The organism is Streptomyces sp. S.PB5 (assembly GCF_030403745.1).
Lineage (GTDB): Bacteria > Actinomycetota > Actinomycetes > Streptomycetales > Streptomycetaceae > Streptomyces.
In genome coordinates, this window is the sequence record NZ_JAQMWP010000021.1 from 75197 (window position 1) to 89417 (window position 14221).

Consider the following 14221-nt stretch of genomic DNA (forward strand, 5'->3'; position numbering starts at 1 on the left):
GGCGACTCGGTCAACGGCCGCATAGGCGAGCGGAGGGGCGATCGCCTGGACATCTGCCCCCTCTCCGACCCAGAACCCGACAAACAGCGGCGGCGGTCACCTCCAGCAGTCCCGCTCGTTCGAGACCACCGCCAGAAAACGGGCTCACACCCCACCAACTCACGCACGCGTGCCAGGGCTTCCAGGTCGTCGGTGAGTTGCCTGCGCGTCACGATCGTCTTCCTACCGCCTCCGCCCCAAGGCGGATCCGGGTCGGCAAGCGGTCAGGACGGCACGGCGGGGCAGCGGGTGCCCCGGGGTGGGACTGCCAGGTCGGTGAGGTAGCTGTCCACGGCGTTCTCCATACACGGGCCGCTGGTGACGCTGCCGTGGCCGTGGCCCTCATAGGTGAGGAGCACACCGCTGCGGCCGAGCTGCCGGGCCACCGAGACCGCCCACGGGTAGCCGGTGGCGGGGTCATGCAGCGCGTTGGAGACCAGGATCGGCGGGGCACCGTGTGCATCCAGGCGGTGCTGCGGGTTGGCAGTCGGCGCGCCCAGACACGCCGCTGCCATGTGGATCGGCAGCAGGTAAGGCAGGTCAGGCGCGGTCCTGTTCATCATGGCGACGAGCAAGGCGTACTCCCGGTAGTCGCGCACCGGCAGGTGCCAGTCCGAGCAGAAGACCGGGGTGGCCAAAGGCAGCGGTGCTATCGAGGTGGGCGACGCGGGCAGTGGCTTGCTCACGTCCATCCCCGCGATCGTCGTGGCCAGGCCTGCGTAGTCGGCCCCGTAGAACTTCCGGAACGCGATCTTGTTCACCAGGTCCGAAGTCGACAGCGAGGTACCCGGCTTCGTCGGGTCCTCCAGCTCGCCGCGCCCGGCCCGGGCCAACAGGCTCTGCCAGACGGCGCCGACGTCGCGGCCGTGCAGCGCGCAGCCTGAGGCACCGTTGCACCACTTCACGAACTCCCGGAATGAATCCTCTGCCGTGGCCGCCTCGGCCTGGAGGAAGTCTCGGGTGGTCGGGACGCTGTGGTCTATGACGCTCTCCAGCACCATCGCGCGCACGCGACGCGGGTAGGTCTCGGCGTACTGCGCCCCGAGCAGCGTGCCGTACGAGCTGCCGTGGAAGGTCAGTTTCCGCTCGCCGAGGGCGGCCCGGAGGGCGTCCAAGTCCCGGACCGTCTGGGCGGTGTCAAGGTGGTCGAACACCGGGCCGGTACGGGCCCGGCAGTCGGCACGGAGCCGCCTGTTGTAGGCCATGGTGGCGTCGAAGTCCGCCTGGCTCTTCAGCTCCGGTGACGGCCGCTCGGCAAGCAGGTCGCCGGAGCAGGTCACGGGGTTGCTGCCGCCCACGCCGCGCGGGTCGAAGCTGACGATGTCGAAGCTGCGGCGGACCTCGGGGCTGAACCGGCTGATACGGCGCACCACCATCTCCACACCCGAGTCGCCCGGCCCGCCGGGGCCGAACACCATCGAGCCGACGCGTGCGCCGGGGTCGGTGGCCTTGCGGCGGGCCACGGCCAGGTCGAGCCTCGGCCCGTCCGGGTGGGCCCAGTCGACCGGCACCGAAAGAGTGGCGCACTCGGCTCCCGGCTTCTCCGGGTCGTCACACGGCGTCCACCGCAGGGCCCCGGTGGCCGACGGCGACGCGTGGACCGCGGGAGCGGCGGCGAAGCCGGTGGTGACGGCCATGATGCCTCCCACCACCATGGCCGTGCTCCACGCGGCGATGCGCCGCAGTGTGGGTCTATCCCTTAACGCCATGGATCCTCCTCGTGAAGAGAACGGTTGTGTCGGCGTGCGGACCGGGCCCGGGGCACCGTCGTCACGTTAGGTGCACTGGCGGCCATGTGGTGCCCTTGCCAGGGGCTATTCCGGGTTGGGTCAGGGACTGCTCAGGGGTGAGCGGGGCCCAGGGCGAAAAACGTCAGGGTCGGGTCAGGGAAGGGACTTCGTCGCAGTTTCGGTCGGCACGTGAGCCACGACACCGACCTCCACTAGGAGGGAAGCACCGTCGATATGCTGATCAACAAGCTCAAGGCCGCGGCATCGCAACCCCGCTACGGCAAGACGCCAGGCAGCTACCTCGCCGGCCTGCTCCTACGCGCCTTGATGATCTGGACCAAGATCCTCACCCCGACCGCCCATTGATCACGACGCGATACGCGCCCTAACGAGTTGGTGCGTGATAGATGGTGAGGTGTCGTGCCTGGCCGATGGCATGATCCGGTTATGGCGATCATGGTCAATCGAGCAGTGCTGGCGCATCGGCTGTTCACGGGATCTCCCCGCGCCATCTTGCGTGCCTGGTCGAGGAGTTGGCGGTGCTGTGGCAGGCCGGGATCGAGGGCCGTCGCCACGCTGCACGGGCCGGCGTGTCTTGAGATGGGCGGCGATCTGCTCCGGGCTCCACTCCAGGTCGAGCTTGGACTGCACCTCGGCCTTGAGCTCGGGGTCCGCGGACAGCTTGGAACGTCTGGGACGTCCGGCGCGCTCGCGGCCGCGGTGGTGGACCAGGTCGGCGTCGTATCTGCCGTAGTCGCGCGGGCGGCTGTTGCGCCGCAGCTCCCGGCTGACCGTCGACGGTGCCCGCCCGAGCAGGCCGGCTATCTCCCGGATCCTCAGGCCGCGACCACGCAACGAGGCGGTCCTTCGACGCTCCAACAGCGACAAGTACCGGCCCGAACGCGAGGCTCCCGGGAGATAGTCCGGTTGCAGACCACCGTTCTCCCTCCGCCACCGGTAGCCCGTCTTACGCCCGATCCCGAGTTGCCTGCATGCCTCTACGCTGCCCACCCCGGACGCCAGAAGGCGCCAGTACTCGGCCTCGAGCTCCAGTCTGCGTTTGCGTCCCCGCCTCGCCACCAACACTCCACAATGATCAAGGAATGTTGCGGCAAGCGTTTAGGACCCAAGAACTTGGCTGAGGGTCACTTCTCAGAGACTGGCGACCGTACTCTTTCGCCGCCGTCCTGCACACGCTCACGAAATCGGGGTAGGCCGAGGGCCGAGAACGAGGAAGTACTCAAGCTGGCGGACGTCCATGCGGCGATTCTCACTCGCCGCCGGGCCGCCCGGCGCGCGCAGGTCAGCGGTGCAGAAGGCGTCCGGCGGCGCGGCGCGGCTCCCGTCGTGGACGCCGTGCGGCAAGGATGACGGGTCATGACGATCGTGTTCCGGGTCCCGGCCGACGGTGCTGAGCGGGTGGGGTTCGCCTACTCGCCGGCGATGGAAGCCGTACTGAGTCTCCATGTGCTGGTGGAGCCCAAGCACCACCCCGTCCAGCACGGCTGGGTGCGTGCGATGCGCAAGCTGTCCCCGGCGCTGAAGCGGGAGATCGAGGCGTTCTCCTACGCGGTGCGCTCGTACTTCCCCGAGTTCCTCTTTCCGCAGCCGACCGGCGGACTGGCGGACTTCGAAGACGAACTGGCCGGCTTGCGCGGGGCGGATCCGGAGCTGATCCGCCTGGAGTTCGCCGTCCCCCTGCTCACGCCCTGGCCGGGCAGCGGCGAGGGCAGGGATCCGCACGTGCTGGACGCACCGGAGGTACGCGGCCTGTTGCGGGAGCGCCTCGTACGGGAAAGCGACGAAGCGATGGCTGCGATGCTCCTCGACGACCCTCGCGCGTTGCTCGAACGGTTCTTGAGCATGCTGGAGCGCTACTGGCGGGAGGCGTTCGAGGAGGAATGGGGACGGCTCGAACCCGAACTCGCCGCCGGCGTCAGCGAGGCCGGACACCAGATCGAGCAGCGCGGCCTGTACGGGATGCTCCGTGGCCTGTGGCCGGAGGTGCGCAGCGACCGGCAGGCCGAACGCTTCTGGCTGGAGCGGCCGCACGACCACGAGGTCGCCATCGGCCCGGACGACACACTCGTCCTCGCCCCCAGCGCCTATGTGTGGCCGCACGTACGCGTCAACTGCGACGGTCCGTGGCCCCTCGGGCTCGTCTTCCCCGTCTCCTCGATCGTCCGGGAAGCCCGCCCGAGGATTCCGCCGACCAGGCTCGTCGGCACACTCCGCGCGCTCGCCGACGACACCCGGCTGCGCGCCCTGCGACTGCTCGCCGAACGCCCTCGCAGCACGCAGGAGTTGGCCCCGCTCGTCGGCGTCAGCGAGGCCGCCCTGTCCAAGCACCTGCGTGTCTTGACGGACGCGGGCCTGCTGGAGCGCCGCCGCGAGGGCTATTACGTCCTGTACCGGCTTGCGCCCGGACAGGTGGCGGGCCTGACCCCCAGCCTGGAAAGCTTCCTGCACGGCGACGGCGAGGCGACTGATTAGCCATCTGCCTAATAAGTGGATCAGACCTAAGACGGGATCCCACAGTGGCCGCATGTCACTGCTGAGGGACCGCAACTTCCTGCTTCTCTTCGCCGGCCAGGGCATCTCACGCTTCGGCGACGGCCTGTACACCGCCGCGACCGCCTGGCTGGCCTGGTCACTGACGAAGGACCCCACGGCCGTTGCTGTGGTGAGCTTCTCCGCGTTCGCGCCCGCGTTCGTGGCCACCTTCGTCGCCGCCTCGTACGCCGACCGCCGCGACCGCCGGAAGCTGATGATCGCCACCGACCTGGCCCGGGTCGCCGTGGTGGCCGTGGCGTCGGTCCTGCTCTCCCTCAACCTGCTGAACCTGCCCCTGCTCGTGGCGACCACGGCGCTGCTGGCGCTGATCGGCGCCCCGTTCGCCCCGGCCCGCAACGCCATCGTCACGCAGATCGTGCCGGACGACCGCCTCCAGCAGGCCAACGGACTGCTGCAAGTCGCCTTCCGGGCCGCCTTCTTCGTCGGCCCGCTCGTGCTCGCGCCGCTGCTGGCCTTCGGTTCACTGCAGTCGGCGCTGGTAGTGAACGGACTCACCTTCTTGGGCTCGGCGGCAGCCGTGGCCGCCATCCGCGTGTCCCGCTCCGCCCCGACCAGCGGTCAGACGGGGCTGTGGTCCGATCTCGGCGCCGGGCTCAGGGCCGTGCGGGCCGCTCCCGATGTACTCGTGGTCATCGTGACCTTCGTGCTTGCCCTCGCCCTCACCAACGGTTTCCTGACCGTCGGGCTGGTCGCGGTCGTGGGGCAGGGGGGTCAGTACGGCCTGCTGCTCGGCGTCGCCGGAGTCGCCGAAGTGGTGGGCGCCCTGCTGCTGGCCGGCCTGCGCATCCGCAGACTCGCACTGGCCGCGGTGCTGGCGTGGGCCCTGCTCGGGATCTTCCGGGCTCCGCTGGGATCGGTCGCCTCAACGACCGTGGCGGCGGTCCTCCTGAGCGCCACGGGGCTGGCCTCCGCCCTCACGGACATTCCCTTGATCGCACTGGTGCAGCAGCGCATACCGAGCCATCATCTGGCGAAAGCGCTGGGCCTGTGGGAAGCCGGAGTGGCTGGAGCCCTGGCGATCTCCCCCTTCGTGGCCTCGACCGCCATATCCTTCGCCGGAGTCGAGAACGCCTTCCTGCTCTCGGGAGCCGCCGTTGTCGTCCTGGCCGTGACCGCCACGCTCGCCCTCGCATGCGTCGGCGCACGGCAGCCCGGTCGGGAGCCCGTCGTCACGGCCGACGGCACGCCAAGCGTCGCGGCGCCGGAAGAGACAGCGGTGATCACGGCCAAACCGGAGTGACGACGCGTGCAGATGCTGCTGTGCCGCTACGTTGCTGAGCGTCCCGTCTGGAGACTGCGCTGCGTGGCCCAGACCTCACCCTGTGGCTGATCTCGCGTTCGCCGCTGATGATGGGCGGTGACCTGCCCACCAGCCCTCGGGAGACCGTCGACCTCCTTACCAACGACGAGGCGCTGGGCTTCTCTGGCACAGCAGGGACAACCGCGAGGCCCTGCGCGAGCGGAACCTGATCCTGTGGACGGCCGTACCCGTTACGCGGCGGTGTTCACCCTGGCCGACACCCCGAGCGGGGTGGCCGTACCTCGCGGCTCGATCGGTGCGGTCACCGGCGACCGGGTGCGGGAGGTGTGGACGACAGGCATTCCGCACGACAGAACTGAACTGAGTGTCGAACTGCCCGTCTGCGGGGCGGCTTTGCTACGCCTGACCCCGCCCGGCACTCCCGTCGACTGAGCCGGGGGCGCCGGGCGGGAAGCATTGCGCGTCAGCTCCCTCCCGCATTCCGACCGGGGGCGGGGGGCACGCCCCGTTTTCAGTCCCTGGGGCCCCAGCCCTGCCGACCCGTGCTCAGCAGGTCGGGCAGCGGGTTGGTGAGGCCGCCGGTCAGTGACTGGCGACCGCCGGTCGGCCAGACCGCGGGGCACGCTCTCACCTTGCTGACCAAGGCCTGGGCCGCTGTGTACGGACCGTGCGGCGTACGGGTCAACGCCGTCAGCCCGGCCCGACACGCACCGAGGGCACCGCTGGAATGGAAGAGGAACTCAAGGCGCTGGCCGCTGTCGGTCCGGCCGGCCGCCCCGGTACCGCGGACGAGATCGCTTCGGCCGTCGCCTACCTCGCCACGGATGCCGCCAGCTTCGTCCACGGCGCCATCCCTCCCCGTCGACGGCGGTCGCGCCGCCGTCTGACAAGCCCCGGCCGCACCCGAGCCCTCCCGCCAGGCAGGCCGGGATCCAGCCCAACGCGGCAGTACGGCCGTGACCAGGGGTGGGTACAAATAGACGCAGGTCAGAAGCGATGCACGGTGCAAGTTACCGGGCGGCGTGGCGTCTGAGGGGCAGTGCCACACGCGCAAGATCCAGAATTGATGCGCTTCAATCAGGTCGGTGCCGAGAGCGTTGCACTCTTCTGGTGAGCAGTCAAGGACAGAGCGGCGATCTGTGCTTCCTTCCGCCCTTGCCTCTGGCCCGGCCATCGTCATCGATTGCCTGTATCCGAGGGGGTGGCCTGCTTGAACGCATGCTCGCATTAGGTTGTGGCCAGCTGCTACACGTTGCGGCGCTTCGCGCTCGGGGGAGTGAACTCGTGTCGATCTTGGAGCGCTTCAACGCGCGTCATGTATTCTGCCGATTGTCCGCGACGGCCTGATCGCTGGGGGCTGTGCGGTCCCGGGACGGAACGAAACCGAGGTCGAGGAGCGCTGTGGCAACCGCCCGTCCGCGAGCAGTACAGGGGCATGCCGGCCCGAGCATGCAGGACGTTGCCGATGCCGCAGGGGTATCGCTGGGAACCGTCTCCAACGTGCTGAACCATCCGGCGAAGGTGAGCCCGGCGACGGCGGAGCGTGTCCGGGAAGCGATCAGCCGGCTAGGATTCGTGCGTAACGACGCTGCCCGGTCGTTGGTGTCCGGCTCGACCAATACTGTCGGCATGGTCCTCGCCGATATCGAGAACTCACTGTTCATCGATATGGCGCACGGCTCGCAGGAGGCCGCCCGCGCAGCCGGTCAGCACCTGCTGCTGGCCAACACGGCATGCGACATGAAACTTCAGGACGACTACCTGGATCTGTTCGACGAGTCCAGGGTCACCGGCGTGCTGCTGGCTCCGATGGAGGACTCCACGGCAGGCATTGCCCGGATCCGTTCACACGGGCGCCAAGTTGTATTGCTCAACTATGCTCCCAAGCCGGGTACCTGCTGCTCCGTGCTGGTCAACAACGAGCATGTGGGATATCTGGCGGCTCGCCATCTCATCGACACCGGCCGCACCCGGCTGGCCTATGTGGTCGCACACGACGAATACCAGCCCGTACGTGACCGGCGCCGGGGAGTGCGTGCGGCGGTCGAGGAGGCGGGTGGCGGCGTCACCCTGGAGGAGATCGACAGCGTCGGCCTGACTGCCTCGCACGGACATGTGGTAGGTCGGGAACTCGTCCGGCGGACCTCCGGTGATCTGCCGGACGGCCTGATCGTCGTCACCGACGAGCTGGCCAATGCCATCATCCATGAATTGCACACCGTGGCCGGGATCCGGGTGCCCGAGCAGGTCGCGGTTGTCGGCTGCGAGAACAACCGCGCAGCCGCCGCCGGGGCCGTGCCGCTGACCGCGGTGGACATGCCGGGCCGGATGATGGGTCAGGAGGCGATCCGGCTGCTCATGGACGAGGTGTCCGCGGGCGGACAGCACCGTCATGTCACTGTCGTGCTGGAGCCAGAGCTGATCGTCCGCGCCAGCGCGCCGCTCTGATCCAGCCCTGCTCGCCGGAGGGCCCCGCATGCCCGCCGGTCGCCGTGGCCTTCTGTGTACCTCTGGTTCCGGGGTCTTCCGGATCCGCCTCCTTCACACGGCCTTATGCATCGAAACCCTGCGCTAGCTGGCTGTTTCTCGTCTCGCACCAGGAGCGCTGCCTCCAGGTGAGCCTTCCGGAACGCTCAAACACGGTTCGGAAACATCCATGACAGCTCCTTGACACATGGAGAGGGGGGTCGTAGGTTCCCGGCAACTCCCTATTGAAGCGTTTCAACGCCCTGTGCGCCGAGGAGCACCTGTGCACAAGATCCTCAGAACCCGCCGTATCGCCCTCCTGGCGACTGTCGCCACCTCGAGCCTGCTCCTGAGCGCCTGCGGCGGCGGGGGCGCAGCCGGGGGCGGCAACGCCAAGGCGTTCAGCCTGACCATCAACGACGACAACCACATCGTGCAGGAGGAGCTCACCGCCCTGAGCAAGGGCGCGTGCGCGGCCCAGAACAAGGCGCTGCCACTGAAGATCCAGACGCTCCCGATCGGCAACGTCGACCAGAAGGTCCAGCTGCTCGCTGGGCAGAACGCCCTGCCGGTGCAGTTCGCGGCAGGCGGCACCCCGCAGCTCACCAAGACCCTGGACAAGGCCGGCCAGGTTCTGGACCTGGAGAAGACGCTCAAGGACCTCGGCGTGTGGGACGACCTCCAGCCCGCGGCGATCAAGACCGTGGAGAACCTGTACGGCAAGTTCAACGTCATGCCCTACCAGTTCAACATCGAGGGCATCTGGTACAACAAGAAGCTCTTCGCTGACCAGCGCGTCACCACCCCGAAGACCTACGCCCAACTGGTTGCCGCGGCAGCCAAGTTCAAGGACGCCGGCATCACCCCGTTCGCCGCGGACGGCAAGGACGGCTGGCCCCTGACCCGCCTCATCAGCGGCTACCTCTACCGTGAACTGGGCCCGGACGCCCTGCAGGCGGTGGCGGACGGCAAGGCCAAACTGACCGACCCTCCCTACGTGAAGGCCGCGCAGGCCATCGCCGACCTGGGTGAAGCCGGCTACTTCGGCAAGGGCGTCGGTTCGATCGACTACGACACCGCGACCCAGCAGTTCCTCACTGGCAAGGCCGCCATGTTCTACATGGGTAGTTGGGCGCTCGGCGACTTCAACGACAAGACCAAGAACAAGATCGGTGCGGACAACGTCGGCTTCATGCCGTTCCCGACCGTCGCCGGGGGCAAGGGAAGCGCGGACCAGATCCCGGCCAACGTCGGTCTCCCCGTGGCCGTATCCGCCAAGTCCTACGACGCCAAGGTCGGTGACTGGCTGTCCTGCATCACCAAGAACTACGGCGCCGCCTCCCTGAAGGACCAGGGCACGGTCTCCGGGTTCAAGCCCCACGGCGACACCGGCACCCTTCCGCCGCTCACTAAGACGGTCCAGGACACCATCAGCAACACCAAGACCAGCACCCTGTGGTTCGAGGCACTGTTCAACACGAAGGCCACGGAGACCAGCCAGACCAACGCCGCGCCCCTCGTCACCGGCTCCCTCTCGGCCAAGGACTTTATGCAGAAGATCCAGACCGACCTCGACAACGGCTGAGCCCGCGCGCCGCCGCCATCCGCACCGAACCCTTCGTGAGAGAGCCGTCATGCGTTCAGTTCTGGGAGACCGCCGTGCCATTGCCGTCCTGCTGGGCCCGGCACTTCTGGTGTACACACTGGTGATGCTGGTGCCGATGGGCTGGTCCCTCGGCTACACCCTCTTCAAGGGCAACGTCATCGAAGGCTTCACCTTCGGGGGGTTCGGCAACTTCGAGAAGCTGTGGCACGACCCGCAGGCGCACTCGGCCCTGTGGTTCACCTTCAAGTACGCGATCGCCGTCAGCATCGGGCAGGTTCTCTGCGGATACCTGCTCGCACTGCTCTACGTGTTCGTCCTGCGCAGGTCCTCCGCCTTGGTGCGCACGCTGGTGTTCTTCCCGGTCATCCTGCCGACGGTCGCCGTGGCCCTGATGTTCCAGAAGCTGTTCGCCGTCGCACCGCAGAACGGCCTCGCCAACGCCACCATCGAGGCGCTCGGCCTGCACCACGGGGACTGGTTCGCGAGCGCCGGCGGCTCCTTCGTCGTCCTCGTCGTGATGGACGTATGGCGCTCCATGGGCTTCTACGGCGTCCTGATCTTCGCCGGACTGGTCGACATCCCCGACGAGACGATCGAGTCGGCTCGGCTGGACGGCGCCACCGGTTGGCGGCTGATCCGGCACATCGTGCTCCCACTCTCCGCGCCGGTGCTGCTGTCGTCGGTCGTGTTCAGCGTCAACGGCACGCTCAAGGTGTTCGACTCGGTTCTCGCCCTGACCAACGGCGGACCGGGCAGCGACACGACGCCGCTGACGCTCTACATGTTCCGTACCGCGTTCTCCTACGGTGACTACGGCTACGGCAGCACCATCGCCTCGCTGCTCACCGTCGTCTGCCTCGGCGTCACCCTCGTCATCTTCCGCTTCTCGCGCCGCGACCTGACCAAGGGCTGAACCTCCATGACCGACACCATGACGGCACCGCCGCGGAAACTCCTGCCCAGCCCGCCGTCGGCCACCGTTCGAAAGCCCCGGTATGCCCGGCGGCTGATCCGCAACCTGCTCGTCGCCCTGCTGGTCGTCATCGAGCTGGCGCCTCTGGCGTGGTTGTTGCTCAGCTCCTTCAAGACCCAGTCGGAGTTCGTCAACGACCCCGCCTGGGCCCTGCCGGAGAAGTGGGACCTGCACAACTACGCCGACGCCTGGACGACCGGCCACGTCGGCTTGTACATCCGCAACAGCCTCCTGGCCACCGCCCCTTCCCTGGCGCTCATCATCGTGCTCGGCACCGCAGCGGGCTTCGCGCTGGAAGTCATGATCTGGCGTGGCCGCCACCAGGTCCTCCTGGTCTTCCTGGTGGGGATCATGGTGCCGAGCCAGATGATCCTGCTGCCCCTGTTCCGGGGGTACTTCCAGTCCGGGCTGTCCGGAACGATCTGGCCGCTGATCATCACCTACACCGCGGTCGGCCTGCCCCTCACCGTCTTCATGATGGCCACCTACTTCCGGGCGGTGCCGCGCGAGTTGTTCGAGGCCGCCACCCTCGACGGGGCCGGCATGCTCACGGCCTTCTGGCGGATCGGGTTCCCGGTCGTGCGCAACGCGGTCCTCACGGTCGCGCTGGTGCAGTTCTTCTTCATCTGGAACGACCTGCTCGTTTCGCTGACCTTCACCACGGATGACGACCTTCGGACCATTCAGGTGGGGTTGCTCAACTTCACCGGCCAGTACGGGGAGACGGCCTACGGACCGCTGTTCGCCGCGATCAGCATTAACGTCGTTGGCGCTCTGGTGCTGTACCTGCTGATCAACCAGCGCATCATCAAGGGCCTGACCGCCGGGGCGGTGAAGGGATGACCCGGATACCGACGGTGGCCGATCCGACGGCGGAGCACCATCGAGAACCCTTCGGCATCGGTGAAGCCGCACCCCGGATCTCGTGGAAGACCACAGCGGCCACCGGCTGGACACAGCACGCCTACCAGATTGAAGCCACCCGCTCCGACGGGACGCACCGCTCGGACTGGGTGACCTCCCAGGACTCCGTACTCGTCCCCTGGCCGCTGCATCCACTGACATCCCGGGAGGCTTGCGAGATACGGGTGCGGGTGCGGGGAGCCGACCAGGTCACCAGCGAGTGGAGCCCGCTCCTCTCCATCGAGACGGGACTGCTCGCCCCAACGGACTGGACGGCCCGCGCTATCGCGCCGCACGACCCGCACGGATCGCAGCCGTCGGGCGCAGAGCGCCGTCCACCCCTGCTGCGCAAGGAGTTCACCATCGGCGCGGACGTGGTGCGCGCCCGTCTGTACGTCACCGCCCACGGCCTGTACGAGATCGAGATCAACGGCCGCCGGGTCGGCGACCACGCGCTCGCACCCGGATGGACCAGCTACCACCACCGGCTGCGCTACCAGACCCACGACGTCACCGACCACCTGCACGCCGGGGCCAACGCCATCGGAGCCTGGCTGGCCGACGGCTGGTACCGGGGACGCCTCGGCTTCGGCGGCGGCCACGCCGACCTCTACGGCGACCGGGTCGCGCTCCTCGCCCAATTGGAAGTCGTCCACCGCGACGGGACTGTCACCGTCGTCGGAACCGACACGTCCTGGCGGGCCGGCCGGGGACCGATCCTCTCCTCCGGACTGCTCGACGGCGAAGCGTTCGACGCCCGGCAAGAACGGCCCGGCTGGTCGAGGCCTGGATTCGACGACGGCGACTGGTCGCCGGTGGACGTCGTCCCGCGGGCCCCGGCGACCCTCGTCGCGCCCACCGGCCCGCCGGTGCGCTGCACCGAGGAGATCGCGCCGGTGCTGGTGACCGCCCTGGACGCCGACCGGCTCCTGGTGGACTTCGGGCAGAATCTCGTCGGCCGGGTCCGCGTCACGGTCTCCGGCCCGGCGGGGCACACGCTCGTCATCCGCCACGCAGAAGTGCTCCAGGACGGCGAACTGTGCGTCCGCCCCCTCCGCGGTGCCGCGTCCACCGACCGGTACACCCTGCGTGGCGGCGGCCCCGAGACCTGGGAGCCGCGTTTCACCCTCCACGGATTCCGGTACGCGGAGATCACCGGCTGGCGCGGAGGCGGTTTCCCGGGGCGCGCCATCGTCGCCCGCGTGTATCACACCGACATGGCCCGGACCGGCTGGTTCGAGTGCTCCAACGACCAGGTCAACCGCCTGCACCAGAACGTGGTGTGGAGCCTGCGCGGCAACTTCGTGGACATCCCCACCGACTGCCCGCAGCGTGACGAGCGGCTTGGTTGGACCGGCGACATCCAGATCTTCGCCCCCACCGCGGCGTTCCTGTACGACTGCCACGGCATGCTCACTTCCTGGCTGCGCGACGTCGCCGTGGAACAGCACGACGACGGGATCGTCCCCTGGTACGTGCCCGAGATACCGGGCGGCGAGCAGTGGACGCCGGCCCGGCCTGGCGCCGGCTGGGGCGACGTCGTGGCACTCACCCCGTGGGACCTGTACCGGGCTTGCGGCGACACAGGTCTCCTCGCCGCCCAGTACGACAGTGCACGGCGATGGGTCGACCTCGTCACCGGCCTCGCCGACGAGTCGGGCCTGTGGAGCCACGGGTACCAACTCGGCGACTGGCTCGACCCGTTCGCGCCCCCGGACGACCCCGGCGCCGGGCGCACCGACCGGCACCTCATCGCCACGGCGTACTACGCGTGGTCGCTGCGGCATGTTGCCTGGATGGCCGGTGTCCTGGGGCGTGAGGACGAACGCCGCCGCTACGAGGAGCTCGCGGATCGTGTCCGGCAGGCCTTCGCCGACGCGTACGTCCGCCCCGGCGGCCTGATGACCAGCGATACGCAGACCGCTTATGCCGTCGCCCTCCAGTTCGACCTCCTTCCGGATGCGGAGGCCCGGGACTTTGCCGGTCGACGTCTGGCCGAACTGGTCGCCGCAGGCGGGCACACCATCCAGACCGGTTTTGTCGGAACCCCGTTGGTGGCACCCGCGCTGAGCGCGACCGGTCACCAGGACAGCGCGTACGCCATGCTCCTCCAGCAGGAGTGCCCCTCATGGCTCTACGCGCTCAAGCACGACGCCACCACCATCTGGGAGCGCTGGGACAGCATGCTCCCCGACGGCACCGTCAACCCGGGCGAGATGACCTCGTTCAACCACTACGCCCTCGGCGCCGTCGCCCAGTGGCTGCACACCACGGTCGCAGGGCTCGACGCGAGCGCGCCCGGCTATCGCGAGGTCGTCTTCCGTCCACGGCCTGGTGGCGGCATCACCTGGGCGAGCGCCACCCACGAGTCGCCGTACGGCCGCGTGGCGATCCGATGGGAGCTCGCAGAGACGGAGCTCACCGTGGAGACGACGGTGCCCACCGGCGCGACCGGGCGCATCGAGTGGCCTGACGGAGGAGTGACCGACCTGCCGGCCGGAACCACCACAACTTCGCGACCGGCGGCCGGCTCCACCAGCGGGTGAGTGTCAGCCGGGCCTGCACCGGACCGGCTCTCTTGGGCAAAGGGGTGCACCCGGTCCATCGCGTGCCAAAAGCGCAGACGCAGGCTGCACGTCGGTGCCATCACTACAGCGACACAAAGGAGT

At 68.6% G+C, this 14221-nt stretch carries 11 protein-coding genes and 4 pseudogenes; 11 read left to right on the top strand and 4 right to left on the bottom strand.

Translation table 11 applies throughout. The features are described 5' to 3' along the window. Positions 1–15 precede the first annotated feature (15 nt). Together PH203_RS40270 and PH203_RS40275 are read right to left on the bottom strand one after the other, a co-directional pair. Positions 16–191: pseudogene (locus PH203_RS40270) on the bottom strand (NADP oxidoreductase); the annotation flags it as partial. Between the two features lie 72 nt (positions 192–263). After that, on the bottom strand, positions 264–1748 hold the full coding sequence (locus tag PH203_RS40275) for an alpha/beta hydrolase (protein WP_289926909.1): 1485 nt from the start codon (positions 1746–1748) through the stop codon (positions 264–266). Between the two features lie 201 nt (positions 1749–1949). Here PH203_RS40275 and PH203_RS40280 point away from each other — a divergent pair. Then, positions 1950–2135, top strand: a pseudogene (locus tag PH203_RS40280) (hypothetical protein); the annotation flags it as partial. 90 nt (positions 2136–2225) lie between these two features. Further along, positions 2226–2359, top strand: a pseudogene (locus PH203_RS40285) (IS5/IS1182 family transposase); the annotation flags it as partial. A 190-nt stretch (positions 2360–2549) separates the two neighbouring features. Here the strand turns inward: PH203_RS40285 and PH203_RS49790 are convergent. After that, positions 2550–2855: pseudogene (locus PH203_RS49790) on the bottom strand (helix-turn-helix domain-containing protein); the annotation flags it as partial. Between the two features lie 291 nt (positions 2856–3146). Here PH203_RS49790 and PH203_RS40290 point away from each other — a divergent pair. The 3 genes from PH203_RS40290 to PH203_RS40300 all read left to right on the top strand — a co-directional run bounded on the left by PH203_RS40290 (position 3147) and on the right by PH203_RS40300 (position 6036). Then, positions 3147–4262 (top strand): DUF5937 family protein, encoded by a 1116-nt coding sequence (locus PH203_RS40290; RefSeq protein ID WP_289926913.1) that lies wholly within the window; start codon positions 3147–3149, stop codon positions 4260–4262. 52 nt (positions 4263–4314) lie between these two features. Next, the gene (locus PH203_RS40295; protein WP_289926916.1) at positions 4315–5583 is read left to right on the top strand and encodes an MFS transporter; all 1269 of its coding nucleotides are present in this window, start codon (positions 4315–4317) and stop codon (positions 5581–5583) included. 234 nt (positions 5584–5817) lie between these two features. Continuing rightward, positions 5818–6036 (top strand): hypothetical protein, encoded by a 219-nt coding sequence (locus PH203_RS40300; RefSeq protein WP_289926917.1) that lies wholly within the window; start codon positions 5818–5820, stop codon positions 6034–6036. 79 nt (positions 6037–6115) lie between these two features. Here PH203_RS40300 and PH203_RS40305 read toward each other — a convergent pair whose 3' ends face one another. Further along, entirely contained in the window at positions 6116–6448 is a 333-nt protein-coding gene (locus PH203_RS40305) for a hypothetical protein (protein ID WP_289927022.1), read from the bottom strand. Here PH203_RS40305 and PH203_RS40310 point away from each other — a divergent pair. The 6 genes from PH203_RS40310 (at position 6332) to PH203_RS40335 (ending at position 14098) form a co-directional block, all read left to right on the top strand. Continuing rightward, positions 6332–6637, top strand: a complete 306-nt coding sequence (locus PH203_RS40310) for a hypothetical protein (RefSeq protein ID WP_289926918.1) — start codon at positions 6332–6334, stop codon at positions 6635–6637. The genes PH203_RS40305 and PH203_RS40310 overlap by 117 nt on opposite strands. A 416-nt stretch (positions 6638–7053) precedes the next feature. Continuing rightward, complete coding sequence (locus tag PH203_RS40315) at positions 7054–8052, top strand: LacI family DNA-binding transcriptional regulator (protein ID WP_289926920.1); 999 nt, start codon at positions 7054–7056, stop codon at positions 8050–8052. Between the two features lie 301 nt (positions 8053–8353). Then, entirely contained in the window at positions 8354–9655 is a 1302-nt protein-coding gene (locus PH203_RS40320; protein WP_289926922.1) for an extracellular solute-binding protein, read from the top strand. 49 nt (positions 9656–9704) lie between these two features. After that, positions 9705–10589 carry a sugar ABC transporter permease gene (locus tag PH203_RS40325; RefSeq protein WP_289926924.1) on the top strand — a complete coding sequence of 295 codons (885 nt, stop codon included), beginning with the start codon at positions 9705–9707 and terminating at the stop codon, positions 10587–10589. A gap of 6 nt (positions 10590–10595) precedes the next feature. Beyond that, complete coding sequence (locus PH203_RS40330) at positions 10596–11492, top strand: carbohydrate ABC transporter permease (protein ID WP_289926926.1); 897 nt, start codon at positions 10596–10598, stop codon at positions 11490–11492. Next, positions 11489–14098 (top strand): alpha-L-rhamnosidase, encoded by a 2610-nt coding sequence (locus tag PH203_RS40335; protein ID WP_289926927.1) that lies wholly within the window; start codon positions 11489–11491, stop codon positions 14096–14098. The genes PH203_RS40330 and PH203_RS40335 overlap by 4 nt, the downstream gene beginning before the upstream one ends. The last annotated feature ends 123 nt before the right edge of the window (positions 14099–14221 follow it).

Bases quoted from the DNA above. Each gene is read 5' to 3' on its own strand.
- PH203_RS40330 (WP_289926926.1), top strand. From the start codon at position 10,596: ATGACCGACACCATGACGGCACCGCCGCGGAAACTCCTGCCCAGCCCG.
- PH203_RS40325 (WP_289926924.1), top strand. From the start codon at position 9,705: ATGCGTTCAGTTCTGGGAGACCGCCGTGCCATTGCCGTCCTGCTGGGC.
- PH203_RS40295 (WP_289926916.1), top strand. From the start codon at position 4,315: ATGTCACTGCTGAGGGACCGCAACTTCCTGCTTCTCTTCGCCGGCCAG.
- PH203_RS40310 (WP_289926918.1), top strand. From the start codon at position 6,332: ATGGAAGAGGAACTCAAGGCGCTGGCCGCTGTCGGTCCGGCCGGCCGC.
- PH203_RS40335 (WP_289926927.1), top strand. From the start codon at position 11,489: ATGACCCGGATACCGACGGTGGCCGATCCGACGGCGGAGCACCATCGA.
- PH203_RS40290 (WP_289926913.1), top strand. From the start codon at position 3,147: ATGACGATCGTGTTCCGGGTCCCGGCCGACGGTGCTGAGCGGGTGGGG.
- PH203_RS40315 (WP_289926920.1), top strand. From the start codon at position 7,054: ATGCAGGACGTTGCCGATGCCGCAGGGGTATCGCTGGGAACCGTCTCC.
- PH203_RS40275 (WP_289926909.1), bottom strand. From the start codon at position 1,748: ATGGCGTTAAGGGATAGACCCACACTGCGGCGCATCGCCGCGTGGAGC.